Annotated in this window: 17 protein-coding genes and 1 pseudogene; 11 read left to right on the forward strand and 7 right to left on the reverse strand. The window is 58.8% G+C overall.

What is annotated here, in order from left to right; genetic code table 11:
* The 4 genes from NLY44_RS29580 to NLY44_RS29595 are packed head-to-tail and all read right to left on the reverse strand — an operon-like array spanning window position 1 to window position 3,937.
* Window positions 1-555: a tetratricopeptide repeat protein gene (locus tag NLY44_RS29580; RefSeq protein WP_023689314.1), complete on the reverse strand. Its 555-nt coding sequence runs from the start codon at window positions 553-555 to the stop codon at window positions 1-3.
* Window positions 556-607: 52 nt separating this feature from the next.
* Window positions 608-1,537: a type II secretion system F family protein gene (locus NLY44_RS29585; RefSeq protein ID WP_023681000.1), complete on the reverse strand. Its 930-nt coding sequence runs from the start codon at window positions 1,535-1,537 to the stop codon at window positions 608-610.
* 40 nt (window positions 1,538-1,577) lie between these two features.
* Entirely contained in the window at window positions 1,578-2,549 is a 972-nt protein-coding gene (locus tag NLY44_RS29590) for a type II secretion system F family protein (RefSeq protein WP_023689313.1), read from the reverse strand.
* Window positions 2,549-3,937, reverse strand: a complete 1,389-nt coding sequence (locus NLY44_RS29595) for a TadA family conjugal transfer-associated ATPase (protein ID WP_023689312.1) — start codon at window positions 3,935-3,937, stop codon at window positions 2,549-2,551. The genes NLY44_RS29590 and NLY44_RS29595 overlap by 1 nt, the downstream gene beginning before the upstream one ends.
* A gap of 527 nt (window positions 3,938-4,464) precedes the next feature.
* Here NLY44_RS29595 and NLY44_RS29600 point away from each other — a divergent pair.
* From NLY44_RS29600 to NLY44_RS29650, 11 genes are all read left to right on the forward strand, one after another.
* The gene (locus tag NLY44_RS29600; protein ID WP_023689311.1) at window positions 4,465-4,644 is read left to right on the forward strand and encodes a Flp family type IVb pilin; all 180 of its coding nucleotides are present in this window, start codon (window positions 4,465-4,467) and stop codon (window positions 4,642-4,644) included.
* 40 nt (window positions 4,645-4,684) lie between these two features.
* Complete coding sequence (locus NLY44_RS29605) at window positions 4,685-4,960, forward strand: Flp family type IVb pilin (RefSeq protein ID WP_286456193.1); 276 nt, start codon at window positions 4,685-4,687, stop codon at window positions 4,958-4,960.
* A gap of 70 nt (window positions 4,961-5,030) precedes the next feature.
* Window positions 5,031-6,086, forward strand: a complete 1,056-nt coding sequence (gene cpaB / locus NLY44_RS29610) for a Flp pilus assembly protein CpaB (protein WP_023689309.1) — start codon at window positions 5,031-5,033, stop codon at window positions 6,084-6,086.
* A gap of 55 nt (window positions 6,087-6,141) precedes the next feature.
* Window positions 6,142-7,587, forward strand: a complete 1,446-nt coding sequence (locus NLY44_RS29615; RefSeq protein ID WP_023689308.1) for a type II and III secretion system protein family protein — start codon at window positions 6,142-6,144, stop codon at window positions 7,585-7,587.
* Between the two features lie 4 nt (window positions 7,588-7,591).
* Window positions 7,592-7,870 (forward strand): hypothetical protein, encoded by a 279-nt coding sequence (locus tag NLY44_RS29620; RefSeq protein ID WP_245262707.1) that lies wholly within the window; start codon window positions 7,592-7,594, stop codon window positions 7,868-7,870.
* Window positions 7,871-7,942: 72 nt separating this feature from the next.
* On the forward strand, window positions 7,943-9,397 hold the full coding sequence (locus tag NLY44_RS29625) for a pilus assembly protein TadG-related protein (RefSeq protein WP_023806628.1): 1,455 nt from the start codon (window positions 7,943-7,945) through the stop codon (window positions 9,395-9,397).
* 5 nt (window positions 9,398-9,402) lie between these two features.
* Window positions 9,403-9,927 carry a TadE/TadG family type IV pilus assembly protein gene (locus NLY44_RS29630; RefSeq protein ID WP_245260226.1) on the forward strand — a complete coding sequence of 175 codons (525 nt, stop codon included), beginning with the start codon at window positions 9,403-9,405 and terminating at the stop codon, window positions 9,925-9,927.
* Between the two features lie 41 nt (window positions 9,928-9,968).
* The gene (locus tag NLY44_RS29635) at window positions 9,969-10,565 is read left to right on the forward strand and encodes a TadE family protein (protein WP_245263877.1); all 597 of its coding nucleotides are present in this window, start codon (window positions 9,969-9,971) and stop codon (window positions 10,563-10,565) included.
* Window positions 10,562-11,725, forward strand: coding sequence for a CpaE/TadZ family protein (locus tag NLY44_RS29640; RefSeq protein WP_023806629.1), 1,164 nt, complete (start codon window positions 10,562-10,564; stop codon window positions 11,723-11,725). The genes NLY44_RS29635 and NLY44_RS29640 overlap by 4 nt, the downstream gene beginning before the upstream one ends.
* A complete protein-coding gene (locus tag NLY44_RS29645) occupies window positions 11,709-12,305 on the forward strand; it encodes a L,D-transpeptidase (protein WP_023806630.1) in 597 nt (198 codons plus the stop codon). Before NLY44_RS29640 ends, NLY44_RS29645 begins: the two co-directional genes overlap by 17 nt.
* Window positions 12,302-12,895, forward strand: coding sequence for a hypothetical protein (locus tag NLY44_RS29650; protein WP_023806631.1), 594 nt, complete (start codon window positions 12,302-12,304; stop codon window positions 12,893-12,895). The genes NLY44_RS29645 and NLY44_RS29650 overlap by 4 nt, the downstream gene beginning before the upstream one ends.
* A gap of 168 nt (window positions 12,896-13,063) precedes the next feature.
* On the opposite strand, the gene NLY44_RS29655 is transcribed toward NLY44_RS29650, so the two are convergent.
* The 3 genes and pseudogenes from NLY44_RS29655 to NLY44_RS29665 all read right to left on the reverse strand — a co-directional run bounded on the left by NLY44_RS29655 (window position 13,064) and on the right by NLY44_RS29665 (window position 14,389).
* Window positions 13,064-13,456, reverse strand: a complete 393-nt coding sequence (locus tag NLY44_RS29655) for a hypothetical protein (protein WP_286456198.1) — start codon at window positions 13,454-13,456, stop codon at window positions 13,064-13,066.
* Between the two features lie 121 nt (window positions 13,457-13,577).
* Entirely contained in the window at window positions 13,578-13,769 is a 192-nt protein-coding gene (locus NLY44_RS29660; protein ID WP_156941064.1) for a hypothetical protein, read from the reverse strand.
* 372 nt (window positions 13,770-14,141) lie between these two features.
* Window positions 14,142-14,389: pseudogene (locus NLY44_RS29665) on the reverse strand (conjugal transfer protein TraD).

Below are 14,389 nucleotides of genomic sequence, written 5' to 3' on the forward strand. Positions count from 1 at the left end.
CTACTGACGCTCGACGTTCTGCACACTGGATGACAGAAGCTTCAGATTGTTGACCACGGTCGGATCGTTGGGCGCCAGTTCGTAGGCCTTGAGGAAGTTCGCGCGTGCATCCTGCAGCCTGCCGCGCAGCAGGTAAGAGTAGCCGACATTGTTGTAATATTCGGGCGACGCGCCAACCAGCTTGAAGGCCCGGGCGTAAGCCCGATCTGCGAGATCGAAGCGGTGGATGCGGTCGCTGCAGGCGGCCAGGCCCATCCAGGCGCCACCATCATTGGGAGCCAGTTGCGTCGCCTTGTAGAACAGCGCGCCGGCATTGCCATAGTTTTCCGCACGGAACTGGTTCGTGGCTTCGGCCACCGCTTGGTCGGAGGCATAGTATTCGACATCGCCGACCGTCTTCAGACCATCAAAAGCATCGCCAAAGGCCGTCACGTCGCCTTTCGATGGTTCGTTGGTGCGAACGATCCCATCGGTGTTGTCAGCCCCGGTCTGGCAGCCGGCAAGCAGCACGGCCAGCAAACTGGCAGCGGCTGCGAGGCGCATTGGCCTTCTCATCTTGTCTCCCCAAAGTCCCCGGACCTATTTTAGAACCAAAGCATATGACTGTTCAGAAGAAAATGCCTTTCATGCGGATTATCACGGGCAGCATGACCACCATCATCACGACTGGAAAGATGCAAAGCCCCAATGGGATCATCATCTTGACCGGAAGAGTGTTGGCACGCTCTTCGGCACGAAAGATTCTTTGTCCCCGCATTTCGTCGCTATACACGCGCAGGGCGTCCGTCAGACTCGTCCCAAGTTCCTCTGATTGCCGGAACAGCACGGCCAAAGCGCGCGCCTCCTCGAGCCCGATTCGATCGGCGAGTTCGCGCAAAGCTTCCCGCAGCGGCTTGCCGGCGCGCAATTGCAGATTCATGATCGAAAGCTGGATGCCTAGCCATTTATGTGTGCCGGCCAGTTCGGCGCCAACACGCTCGACCGCCGCCTCCAGGCTCATGCCGGCGTCGGCACAGGTGATCATCATGTCCATGAAATCGGGAAAGCCACGCCGATAGATCTGCTTTTGCCCGTTTTCGAAGCGATCGAGCGCTATGCTTGGAATGACAATGCATGCCAAGCCAAGCAAGGCTGAGCCTCCAAAGACGAAAAGACCGGGCAATTGTGGTGGCAAGATGCGCGAGAGGAGTCCGTAGGTCACAGCAAAGCCGACACAGACCGCCGCCAGACGCGATACTGTGTAGATCAGCGGCGCGCTTGGCTGATAGAAGCCTGCGCGAAAGAGTTTCGCGTCCAGGGCACTGGGTTCGTCGCGTTCCTTCTCGATTGATCGAAAATATGCTTGGACAGGTTGCTGCGCAGAGATTCTTGCCAACTCCTCCTGCCCAACAAGCGAGCGGCGGTTCGGAGTGCCCTCTGCCATCAAGGTTTGCGCAACCAGCTTCCGCGTCTGCAGCGCCGGCAGGAATATGAGTGCAGCCAACAGAAAAATGGCCACCGCTGCCAGGAAAACGGCAATGGAGATCAGGAGGCTCACATCGTGAGTATTCGAAAAGAGATTTATGGTTCGCTCCCAGTCAGAAATCGAAATTGACCATGCGATACATGATGAAGTCGCCAAGCAGAGCCCATACCCCGAAGACCGTAAACACAGGCATGACCAGTGGGTCGTTCCATATATCGCCATAGTAGCTTGGAGTGATGGTCATGAGGATAACCAGCATGAACAGCGGAAACAGGGAAATGATCCATCCGGACATTCGACCCTCGGCGGAAAGTGCCTTTATCTTCAGCCTGAGCTTTTGCCTTTCACGCAGCACCGCTGAAAGGTTGGACAGAATTTCGGTCAGATTACCGCCCGTCTTTGTTTGAATCGACAGCGACACCGACAGCAGTTGAAGGCCTTCGAAACCAACGCGTTGGGAGAGTTTTCGTACCGCGTTTTCGAGGCTGAGACCAAAAGTAATTTCGTCGGAGACGATACCGAATTCGGTGCCCAGCGGATCGGGCATTTCCCGGGCGACGAGCCCGATCGCCACAGAAGTCGGATGACCGGCACGCAACGACCGAACGATCATGTCGAGTGCGTCCGGCAGCTGCTTGGCGAATTTCTGGATACGTTTAGCTCGGGCGCGGCGAAGAACCAGAAGCGGCAGGATAGAGGCGATCAACAAAAAGACGAATAGCGCGAATATAGCGGAAAAATGCAGCAGAAACGCAAACACCAGCGCCAGCGCCAATCCCGCAAGAAAGAACATCGCAACAAACGACAGCGGATTCCCGGTAATGCCAGATTGGGTGTACAGTCTGTTCAGCCCGACCATGCTGAAAAGAAAATCGCCAGAATTGGTAAGCCCACGCTCGCGCAGCAATCCTTGCAGAGTCTGTTCTGCAGGAGCTTCATCAGCCAGCCTTTTCAGCCGACGATTTATCGCGCTGACCCGCGAGCGGCGTTTGGAATAGGTGACAAAGAGAGCCTCGATCGCAAGGATAGCCGACGCCGCCGCCAGCACATAGATGAAGTAAAGCAAAGTCTGGCCAGTCGGCATCAGAGCGGGACCTGCGGATTGAATGCGTCCTTGCCGAACAGAAAGCCAAGCGTCGCGGCTTCCTGGGCAAAGCGTGGACGAATGCCGGTGGCGCGAAATTCTCCGACGATCTGGCCGTCCGCCGTCACTTCACGCCGCACGAAGTGGTAAAGTTCCTGAAGCTGGACCACATTGCCTTCCATGCCTGTCAGTTCGGATATGGAAACGACTCGCCGCCCACCGTCCGAAAGGCGCTGCGTCTGGACGATGATGTTTATGGCGGAAGCGATCTGCGCGCGGATGGAATCATTGGTCATCGGCATGCCCGCCATGCCGACCATCTGCTCCAGCCGCGAGATCGCGTCGCGCGGCGTGTTGGCATGGATGGTGGTCATCGAACCCTCATGGCCGGTGTTCATGGCCTGCAGCATGTCGAAAGCTTCCTCGCCGCGAACCTCGCCGACGATGATGCGGTCTGGCCGCATGCGAAGCGCATTCTTCAGCAATTCGCGCTGACGCACCTCGCCCTTGCCTTCGACATTGGGCGGGCGCGTTTCGAGACGGCCGACATGCGGCTGCTGCAATTGCAGCTCCGCCGCATCCTCGATCGTCACCAAGCGCTCCTTGGACGGAATGTAGCTGGACAAAGCGTTGAGCAAGGTCGTCTTGCCGCTGCCGGTGCCGCCTGAAACCAGGATCGATTTGCGCGCCTGCACGGCGATCCGGAGCAAATCGACCATCGGCTGGCGGATCGAATTGAAGGCCATCAAGCGCTCGAGCGAGTAGGGATGTTTCGAAAACTTGCGGATCGACACTAGCGGACCATCCACGGAAATCGGACGCACCGCGATGTTGACGCGCGAGCCGTCTGCTAGTCGAGCGTCGACCATGGGCGCCGATTCATCAACGCGGCGACCGATCGCCGAGACGATCTTGTTGATGACGCGCAGCAGGTGTGCCTCGTCGCGGAATCGAATTGCCGTCTCCTCGATCACACCGCGCCGTTCTACGAAAACGCGATTGTGCGTGTTGATCAGAATGTCGGAAATCGAGTCATCCTTGAGCAGTGGCTCGATCGGACCAAGCCCCAGCATCTCGTCGGCGGTGTCGCTGGTCAGCTGATCGAGCTCGCGCGCGTTCAGGGGCACGGTTCGATTTCGAACGAACTCGCGCACGATCGGGCGGATCTCATTCAGGATCTCGTCCTTGGTGGCATTTTCAAGAGCGGTCAGATTGAACCGATCAATGAGGTGCCGGTGAAGTTCGACCTTGAGTGTCAGAAAATCGTCGCCGTGCGATTCAATATCAGCGGCCGGCGAAAGGGCCGGAGCAGCAGGGAGCACAGTCTGCGGCTCGACCCTTGTCGCGGCCTGCTGCTCGCTTGGTCCCTTGATAAACCGACCCAGCATAGCCCCTTATGCCCCTTTAGCCCATATCAGCGGAAACTAAACGTTAACCAAGCGGCGCACAAGCGCCAAAGGCACCACGTCCGTCCGATACTTTCAACATAGTTAAAGAGTTCGCCCGAAAAATCTCGTTTTTATTTCCTGCGTTCGCACTCCCACACATGACTGAAGCATTAAGCTTACGGGACCGGTGCCCCTTGTGGGTGCCGAGACGAGGAACGTTCTCCACAATTGGCTATAAACCCTTAGATATAAAAGGATATGCTATCTGCCTAAATTAGGTGGCGCTTAATGAGCTCAGCCGCACAAATGTTAACGAATGGTTAAGACGCTTGAAAAATTAGTGGAATCAAGCTCTTGTTTAAATTTAAATGCCTTCCGATCAGGTATTGGAAGGTTAAGGATCTGTTAATCCGTTTGACTCTGCTTTTTGGCGCGACCTAGGATTGAGATGACGGGGGATGCTTGGGTATGGGGTTCATCCTTGGCTCTGTCTCGTCGGGTTCAAAACTCCAAGGGGAGAAATTGGCATGAAGAAGCTCATGACGATGACCCGGCAGTTCCGCGACGACGAAAACGGCGCTGCTATGGTCGAATATACGATCCTGCTCGGGATCATCACTATCGCGGTGATCGCATCCGTCATTACTGTCGGCGGCTGGGTCAGCGGCAGGTGGTCATCCTTAGCATCGACCTTGCCGGCTGCATAACCGGCATCTTTCTCATCGACGCCGGGCATCCTCGGCGTCGATGATTGGTAAGGCATTCGACTGGAAGACGGCGGGGATGCTTGGGTATGGATTTCAACCTTGGCTCGCCTCGCTGGGTTCAACTCCAAAGGGAGAGATTGGCGTGAAGAAGCTAACGACGATGGCCCGGCAGTTCCGCGACGACGAGAACGGCGCTGCTATGGTCGAATATACGATCCTGCTCGGGATCATCACTATCGCCGTGATCGCATCCGTCATTACGGTAGGCGGCTGGGTCAGCGGCAGGTGGTCATCCTTGGCATCGACGCTGCCTTGATCGCCGACACCTAGTTTGTCGACGCCGGGGCTTTCCCCGACGTCGATTTGCCTAGCAATCTGGGGGGCAAATGCGCGCCAACACTGTCATCATGATCGTTCTCGCCGGCGTGTTCGGCGTGCTCGCGGTGGTGCTTGCTAATATTTGGCTGGCCGGGCAGCGGAGCGCCATAGCACGTACGGACGACGTCCAGCGCGACACGGTCGTCGTGGCCGCGGTGGCGCTGAAGTTCGGCGACATCCTGTCGGCCGACAAGTTGCGCGAGGTCGAATGGCCGTCGGGTGCGGTTCCGGCCGGCGCGTACAAGACGACACAAGACCTTCTTACCAAAGACCTCCCGGCCGGCGGCGGCACCAAGCAGGCGTTGCAGTCGATCGGCGTCAACGAACCTGTCCTTGCCACCAAAATTACTGGCCCCGGCCAGCGCGCTACGCTTTCGGCGGTGCTCGGCGAAGGCATGAAAGCCGTTTCCATCAGGGTCAATGACGTGCTCGGCGTTGCCGGATTTGTCTATCCCGGCGATCGGGTTGACGTGCTTTTGACGCGCACCGTTCGCAATGCCGAAGGCGGGGATCAGAGTTTTGTCGACGTGCTGCTTCAGAGCATGAAGGTGCTCGCCGTCGACCAGGTCGCCGACGAGAGCAAGGACAGCCCGACAGTTGTGAAGTCGGTGACGCTCGAGGTCAGCACCAAGGATGCGCAGAAGCTGACCTTGGCCGCAGGCGCCGGCCAATTGTCACTGGCGCTTCGCCAGGCAGCGGCGAGCAAGGGCGAGATGACCGAACGAGTCACGCTGTCCGATTTGACCGGCGAGACGCCGGACGATGTCGCCAAGAGGCAAGCCGACCTCGCCAAGCAGGCGGCAGCCGACGCCGCGGCCGCAGCGGAGCGCCAGCGCGCGGACGACAAGATCGCCGGTTTGGCCCGGGCGGTGGACCGGGTTGGAAGCCAGATCGACCAGTTGAGCAAGGTCAAGCCGGCTCCGGTCATCGTGGCGGCACCCGCGCCGCAGCAGGTCGTCAAGGAAGTGGTCAAGTATGTAGAACCGGAGCAACCAACGCGAGCGACGGTCGGTGTTTTCCGAGGTGTGAAGCTCGAGACTTACGACGTGCCGCGACAACAATAGCCAAGAGCGGCGAAACGGAACGGGGCTGCCACCGGCAGCGATGGGGGATACGGGGATGCAAGGGTCTTGGTTAAGGATGGCGGCGGCCGCGTTGCCCTGTCTGGCCGCGCTGCTTCTGTCTAGCCTGGCGGCCCTTGCGGCCGACCGCTTCATCGACGTGTCGACCCCTCGCGTGCACCGTATTTTCCTGCCGGCATCGCAATCGGTAACGATCCAGGTGAGCGCCAATCTGGGCGATATCGTCGTCGGCGATGAGAAGATCGCCGATGCCCAGCCGATGACCGACCGCACGCTCTATGTCATCGGCAAGGGCGCCGGCACCACCACGGTCAATCTGTTCTCCACCGACAAGCGTTCGCTCGGCGCCCTTCAGATCGAGGTCGGCGTCGACGTCAGCGACATGGCGCAGGCGATCCGCCAGGTGGCGCCAAGGTCGCGCATCGAAGTCGGGTCGGTCAATGGGAGGGTCAGGCTTGGCGGCCACGTCAAGGACGGCGCCACTCTGGCGGCCATCCTGGAGGTGGCAAAGCAATATGGTCCCGACGACATCATCAATTCCGTCACTGTCGACGACAGCCAGCAGGTCAATCTCGAAGTGCGGGTGCTGGAGGCCAAGCGCAACGCCGGTCGCGATCTCGGCGTGTCGATCAAGGGCAACAACAGCGACGGCACGACCAAAGTCGGAACCGGCATCACCGCCGTCGACAAAGATGACGTGGTGCTTGGCGCCGGAGGTTTTCTCAGCAACCTCCTGTCCAACTCGACGCCCTTTGGAGCGTTGCTCACACGCGTCATCGACAGCAACATCAAAGTCGACTTGTACATTGAGGCGCTCGAGGCCAAGGGCGTGGTACGCACGCTCGCGAATCCCAATCTCACCACGCTTTCCGGTGAGGAAGCCAGCTTCAATGCCGGCGGTGAGGTTCCCATCCGCAGCCTCGACAAGGATGGCCAGATTCAGATCGACTTTAAGCAATTCGGCGTGAATCTAAAGTTCACACCTGTTGTGCTTGAAGACGACAAGATTCATATGAGGCTGGCACCGGAAGTCAGCGATCTGACCGGCTTCACCACCGCCGGCGACCCGATCTTTACCAACCGAAAACTATCGACCGTTGTGGAGTTGCGCGACGGCCAGAGCTTCGCGGTAGGCGGACTTCTGTCCAGCAAGACCACCAAGCTACAGAACCAGGTGCCGTGGCTCGGCCAGGTGCCGGTTATCGGGACGCTTTTCCGCAATTCGAGCAACCAGAAGGAAGAGACCGAGCTGGTCGTCATCGTCACGCCGCACCTCGTGCGGCCGGTGAAGCCCGGCGAACAGCTGGCCACGCCGTTCGACAAGACGAGGCCGGCCAACGATCCGGAATTCTTCGTGCTCGGTCAGCTCGAGGTGAACAAAGACATGATCCGACAATATGAAACGGGCGATGGCGTGACCGGCCCTTATGGCCACATGCTGGACTTCAAATCGAAGGACAAGATGCTCTATGTCAAGAAATAGCGCCTTGATCCTTATTCTGTGCGCCGGCGCGCCCTCGGGCTGCGCCGCGGATTACCTGAACCACTACGATTCGGTGACGCTGGCCGCCGGCGACACGCAGAAGTTCAATTCGCTGCTGCAGACCGTCGATCCACTCAATCCGGCCTCCAAGAACACGAGGATCGAAGGTGACGGCGTGCGTGCCGCCGCTATCGCAAACAACTACAAATTTCCGCCCCCACCGCCGCCTCCGCCGGCCATCACGGTCAATGTCGGCACGCCGGCAACCAACACGGGGGAATGAACAGAAGGATGCGGTTTCAGTGCGCCAGGCACGACGAGGAAACCTGGCGTCAGGGGAGCAAAGAGTAAAGCCATGCTGCGAACCATTCGCGCGTTCTGGCACGATCAAAGGGGAATAGCGCTGATACTCGTCAGCGTCATGCTGCCGGCCATCATCGGCTTTTCCCTGTTGGTGATCGACATGAGCCGGGTCAACAATTTGCACAATGATTTGCAGAAGGGGGCGGACGCATTCGCTCTCGCAACAGCTGCAGAACTCGACGGCACGTCCGACGCAATCACGCGAGGTGATTACGCACTGGCGACACTGGTTCGCAACCAGTACAATTTCACGACCACGCCAGGTCCCCAGGATCTAGCAGCTGCCGGCGTGACGCGACGATATCTCCGATCCCTGCCGGCCACCGACAATCTGCCGATCGTCGCTGCGAATGTAATCACCGATGAGGTGACCGATGCGAAAAATGCCCGCTTTGTCGAGGTGACGGTGACCCCAGTCGGTTTTGCCGCGATCTTCCCGGCATCGTTCTTGACAGGCAACTCCGCGAGCAATTCCTTCAATGTTGGCGCGGTGGCAGTGGCCGGCTTCAAGTCAAGCGTCTGCGACTATACCCCGGTCTTTATGTGTAATCCGTACGAGGATACGAGCCTCACAGGCGGCGTAACGCTTGAACAGGCGGCAAACTCGCAGCAGTATCGCCGTCGCCAGATCCTTCTGCGAGATAATGGCTACTACCAACCTGGTAACTTCGCCTTTCTTGCTTCGCCGGAGGGCAACGGCGCGAACGCCTTGGAAGCGTCGCTCGCCCGCGTGAAGCCGGTGGGCTGCTATGCTCAAGATGGCGTTGACACCGAACCGGGACAGAGCACCGGCCCCGTGCAAGACGGGCTGAATGCCCGCTTCGGTATCAGCAAAAGTTACATTGGAACGTCCACCGGTCCAGCGGCCAATGTCCGCATGGGGCTCAAAAACATCAACTGCAACAACGGCCAAACTGACTTTGAGACCGATCCAACAAAGGGTGTGGGGCTTGAACGGGACTCCTGCCAGATCACCGGCACATGCAGCCTGATGGGCGGTCGTATGGGCGCCGGCGATTGGAATGCCAGCCGCTATTGGACTGTCAATCATCCGACACGCGGCGCTTTGCCTTCATCGCTGGTAGGTGCCACCCGCTACGAAATGTATCGCTACGAGCTTAACCCCGACGGGAACCCCGCGACCAACGACAGCATCGCTGGGGATGCAGCGATAAGCGGAGAAACCGGTAATCCGTCCTGCGGCCAGACACCCGTCACGACGGTGGACCGGCGCATCCTCTTCGGGGCCATCATAGACTGCAACGCGATAAGCGGATTCAACGGTCGCGCCAACAATATCCCCGTGCGCGCCTTTGGGAGCTTCTTCATCACCGAGCCTATCAAAGATAGCAAGGATATCTACGTCGAACTGATCGATATCACAGGCAAAGGCGGACGGGGAACGCTCGATAACTTCCTCCGCGATGAAGCGCAGCTTTACCGGTGATGGCCATGCTGAAAACGCTGCTCCGCCATCTCGACCGATTTCGGCGCGACCACCGCGGCGCGGTGCTCGTCGAGATGACGCTGATCACGCCGCTGATGCTGATCTTGTCGGCCGGCGTGTTCGAATTCGGCAATCTGATCCATGACAAGTTGTTGATGGAGGCCGGGCTTTCGGACGGGGCTCGCTATGCAGCGCGCTGCAACAGCCAGATGTATACCGACGCCGGGCTTGCCGCGATCGACTGCGCCGCGATCGCGGCCAACATAGCAGTGTTCGGCAAGCCGACGGCAACACAGACGGATGTTCCGCGAATCGCCAATTGGCAGGCGTCGAATGTGACGGTGACCAGCACGACCTGCTACGACGCCGTACAATCCGGCATTACCAAATATCGTTCGACCACGGCACAGGTCTGCACCGTCCGTGTATCCGGCACCTACCTGTACCCTGATGTCGGGATGCTCTCGTTTATCGGCATCGGGCCGATTACGCTTCGCGGCTATCACGACGAGCGATTGCTCCGGTTTTGAACATGATTAGGCGTTTCACAACATCGGAAGACGGCGCGGCGATGGTGGAAATGACCATCGTATCTACCTTGCTGTTCTCGCTTGTCCTGGGCTTCGTCGATTTCGGCTATGCGTTTTATCAATGGAACGCTGCAACCAAGGCAGTCCAGGTCGGTGCACGGTTGGCTTCAATTTCCGATCCGGTTGCGACCAACCTGACGGCCGCCGCACCGACCACAACGCCCGGTGCTCCGGTCGTCTCAGGCGTGTATGGTCCGTTTGCATGCTCGTATACCGGAACCACCGGTGCCTGCACCAACAGCGGCATCTTCAGCGCTGCCAATTTCAGCCGAGTTTTCCGGGGTGACACGGCTGTCACCAATGACGACGTCTGTCCCGTGCTGGCCGCCAACCAGCGGCCAGGGATGTGTCATTTCTTTCCGGGCCTGCTGCGCAGCAACGTTGTCATCACCTATTCCGCCACCGGCCTCGGTTTCCAGACGCGGCTGGGCGGACCAGTGCCGACAATCAGCGTCAGCCTGCAGAACAGGACCTTCCAGTTCTTCTTCCTGAAAGGACTGATGGGTTTCGCAGACATCAACATGCCCTCCATGCTGAGCACGGTCACGGGCGAAGACTTGAAGAGTACCGCGTCATGAATGCCATCAACACCAAGGTTACGCCGACCAAGCGAAAGCAGGTGGCGCTGTTCTCGTCGGATGCGAATTTCAAACGCGATGTGGCGACGCGCCTCGATGCGCTGGCGATCTACGACGTCAGGGTTTCCGAGACCGGCGACTTCCTTAGGGGGCCGCCCGCTGATACGCGCCCCGGTATCGTCATCCTCGACCTCGGCAATGGCGAGTTGCTCGGCAGGCCGGGCATCATCGAAGCGCGCGCGCTGTGGGCGACCGTGCCGCTGATCGCCGTCTCCGACGAACTGTCGTCGGAGCAGACGCGTGTGCTGGTGCGCATGAACGCTTCGGACTGGCTGCACAAGCCGCTCGACGGCAAGGAATTGCTGAACGCGGTGACCTTCCACGACACCGGCAACCAGGGAACCAAAAGCCGCATCATCACCTTCATCAGTGCGAGCGGCGGCGCCGGCGCGACGACGCTCGCTTTGTCGGCGGCCGAATTCCTGGCGTCGAAATCGAAGGAACGCGGGGCTTCCACCTGCCTGGTCGACCTCGATTTCCAGAGCGCCAATTGCGGCGCCTATCTCAACCAGTTCAACCAGTTCGACCTCGGCGGCATCATCGGCCAGCCGGAGAGGCTCGACGTCGAACTGATGGATGTCATCAAGCTCTCGCGCCCGTCTGGGCTGACGCTCTATTCCTTCGAGAGGCCGCAATTGCCTTTCGAACCGCAGGGCAGTGATTTTGTCTTCCGGCTGCTGGACCTTGTCGCCTACCGGTTTGACGACATCGTCATAGACCTGCCGAACATCGAGACGCCTTGGCACAATTCCGTGCTGTCGACGAGCGATGAGATCTTCATCGTCTTCGAACTCAACGTCGCCTCGCTGCGGCAAGGCAAACGGCTCTACAAGAAGATCCGTGAGTTGCGTGGCAATGCTGTCAGCATCACGCTGGTGGCCAACAAGCACAAGCGCAAATGGTTCGGCAACCACTTTTCGCGCAGCGAGCTGGAAAAGATCTTCAAGGCGCCGCACATCAAGTCGGTCGCGCTGGACAATGCGCTTCTCACCGATGCGTTGAACCGTGCTATCCTGCCTGCCGAGGTGGATGGGCGTGCGCGCTTCAACAAGGACCTCAAGCGGATGTTCAAAGAGCGGCTCGATGACGCTGCCAAATAGGGGGCGGCCAAGTAGGTATCGGATTGGCCCGGGATTGGCCGTCATGAGCATTGCGCTGATGATGCTGGTCCAGGATTTCGCCAGCGCACGATCGGCACTTTCGGATCGGCCGCCGCTGCCGGCAATGGGCCCCAGCCTGCGCAAGACAGTTGCCTTCGAGACGACAGAACAGCCCGGAACAATCGTTATCCGCAAGGACGAGAAAGCGCTTTACCTGGTGACCCGACAAGGCCAGGCGCTTCGCTATCAGATCAGCGTCGGACGCGACGGATTTGGCTGGACCGGAGTGGTCGAGGTGGGGGCGAAGACCGAATGGCCGGAATGGCGCCCACCCCGCGAGATGCGCGCCCGCCAGCCGGACCTGCCGCAAATGGTGCCTGCCGGTCCTTACAATCCACTTGGCGCCAGGGCGCTCTATCTGCTTCGGAACGGGCGTGACACGCTCTATCGGATACACGGAACCAACGATCCGTCCGGGGTTGGCTTTGATGGAACATCGGGGTGTTTTCGCCTTACCAACACCGATGTGATCGATCTCTTCAGGCGCGTCGCGATCGGCGCAAAGGTGGTGGTTCAATGACGATGATCAGCGAACCGGACATGCCGGCAATCGAGATTGGGACAGCAACCCACATTGGAGAGCAAGCTGCCGTTGTGAAACCGAGCGACAGAAGCATTGTCGGCGCGGTCATCATCGGCACGTCCCTGCTCACTTTGGTGAATATGGTAGCCGCGGTTTATCTCTACCGCGGCATCAGCGATATGCGCTTTCTGGAAGGGCGCCTGGAACAACTCGGGACGTTCGAACAACGAATCGGCGGCCGGTTGGATACGGTCAACAACGGTTTTCAGAGCCGATTTGAAAAACTTGACAGTCAACTGCAGAGCAGCTTTGGCGAAATCAACCGGAGCATAGCCCGGCTGGAACAGAGCCAGCCTATTGCCCATGACGAAATCACGTCGAGCGCAGCGGAACCTTCCGTCGACACGACCAGCAGCATGGCGGAGGCGCCTGCTGTTCTCGATGGTGAAGACGCGACCGACCACAACGTTGTCGATGCGCCGCGTCCAGCGAAAAACAGGATCGCGGCCGCATCGCCTGCCCCAAGCTCCAACTACCAGCGCATAGAGCAGGCCGACGGCAAGGTTTACTACCGGAAGATCAACTAACGCCGGAAAAAATAGGGCACCCTTAGAGATCTCGCTGCAAAGCAACAAGCCTCGCGGCCAGCGCTCCGGACCGCTGCCGGGTTTCGCTGAGAAAGACAACATGACAGTAGGCGCATGCTGTCACACCCAAAAACAGCACAAGGGTGTTCTTCAAGGTAAAATCAACCATTAGCGAGAATGGAAGACCCCGGGTACGGCGAATGAAGCGATCGTGCTCGCCGTTTCGGAATGGCTGGTGACGGCGATCATCAACCCGGCAAAAAGCAGGGCGATGTGGTTGGCAAGGAAGAAGAAGGCAGCCGACTTTCTTGTGCGGCACGCCGTCCAGCAAACGATTGATGCGGCAGCCAGAACGGAGGCATCGAGGACCATCGAGGCGCCCACAAAGAGATCGACCTGTTGCCAGAACATCGTCGACAGTGGCCTTAGTTCAAGCCAGATCCGCCACATTGTAGGACTGGCCGGATAAGCTCCCAGCAAGAAGGTCGCCATGCGCTCCCCTGCCAGGATCAGCAGGATCAGAGCTGGGAAGGCAAAGAGCATTATCGACTTGCGCTTCATGTCACCCTCGACAAACTGGCAACAAGATAGCTTGCAGAGATTGAGCGAGGCTTAACAGACCTTTGCTGGTCCTGCGGCAGCGCGGCCAGCCGCGAATGGCAGCAGAAAGAGCCATGCGCCATTAGTTGCTTTGGCTAAGCACGAGCGTCACCACCTTCGGCTCGACCCGTTTCAAACATCCTTCAGGAATATTGGGCCACATCGCCTTGGCGCATCGCTCGTCGTCCTTTGGCGTTAAGGCAATCCAGCGTTTTGAGCTACGGGCTTCCTCACCGGTCGTAAGGAAGACCTGTGTAAGCAGCGCGGTCGCCATGGATACCTGGACGATGATAAGAGCGTAAGCGAAACTTCTGATCATCCGCTCGCAACGCCGAACTCGCGAGCTGGTTCCAATGTCGTGCCCACCGGGTAACACGATCGCGATTCTTGGCTCCTCGCAGTGAATTTTGCCATTCAATACCGGCGGATGTTGAACGAAGTACGCGTCTTGTCCTTGGCCGCGTTTCCAGAATACGACGCGTACTCGCGAAAGGTGCCGATGCTCGCCCGAATTGTTGACGCCAGCTTATGGCAAACGGCCCCGGTCGAAACATTCGATGACTTTCAATGCGCGTCGAAAGTTGGTGCATCGCGAATGGATCACGATATGCTGCGTTGTTGCGCCGCCCGCCGTTTACAACCATCGCTATGTTCGCCGGTCCATCTGCTCCTCACGCCGTTCACCATCGAACGCCTGCCTACCCTTCGCGGTCCATAGGTTTCGCGCATGCTCGCCTTCATGGCTCTGCAGCTTGGCGGCGATCCAAAGCAGCGCGCCGTAGATGGTGGCGCGATCGTCATTGGTGAGCTCGACAATGCCTGCCTTGACGGCGAGACCGCAAGTTCGATGAGGTGCCGTGTGCGCTGGCGACGCTCGACCTGCCAGGTGCGCAT

The sequence above is a fragment of the Mesorhizobium sp. C089B genome (genome assembly GCF_030323125.1).
In the GTDB taxonomy this organism is placed as follows: Bacteria; Pseudomonadota; Alphaproteobacteria; order Rhizobiales; family Rhizobiaceae; genus Mesorhizobium.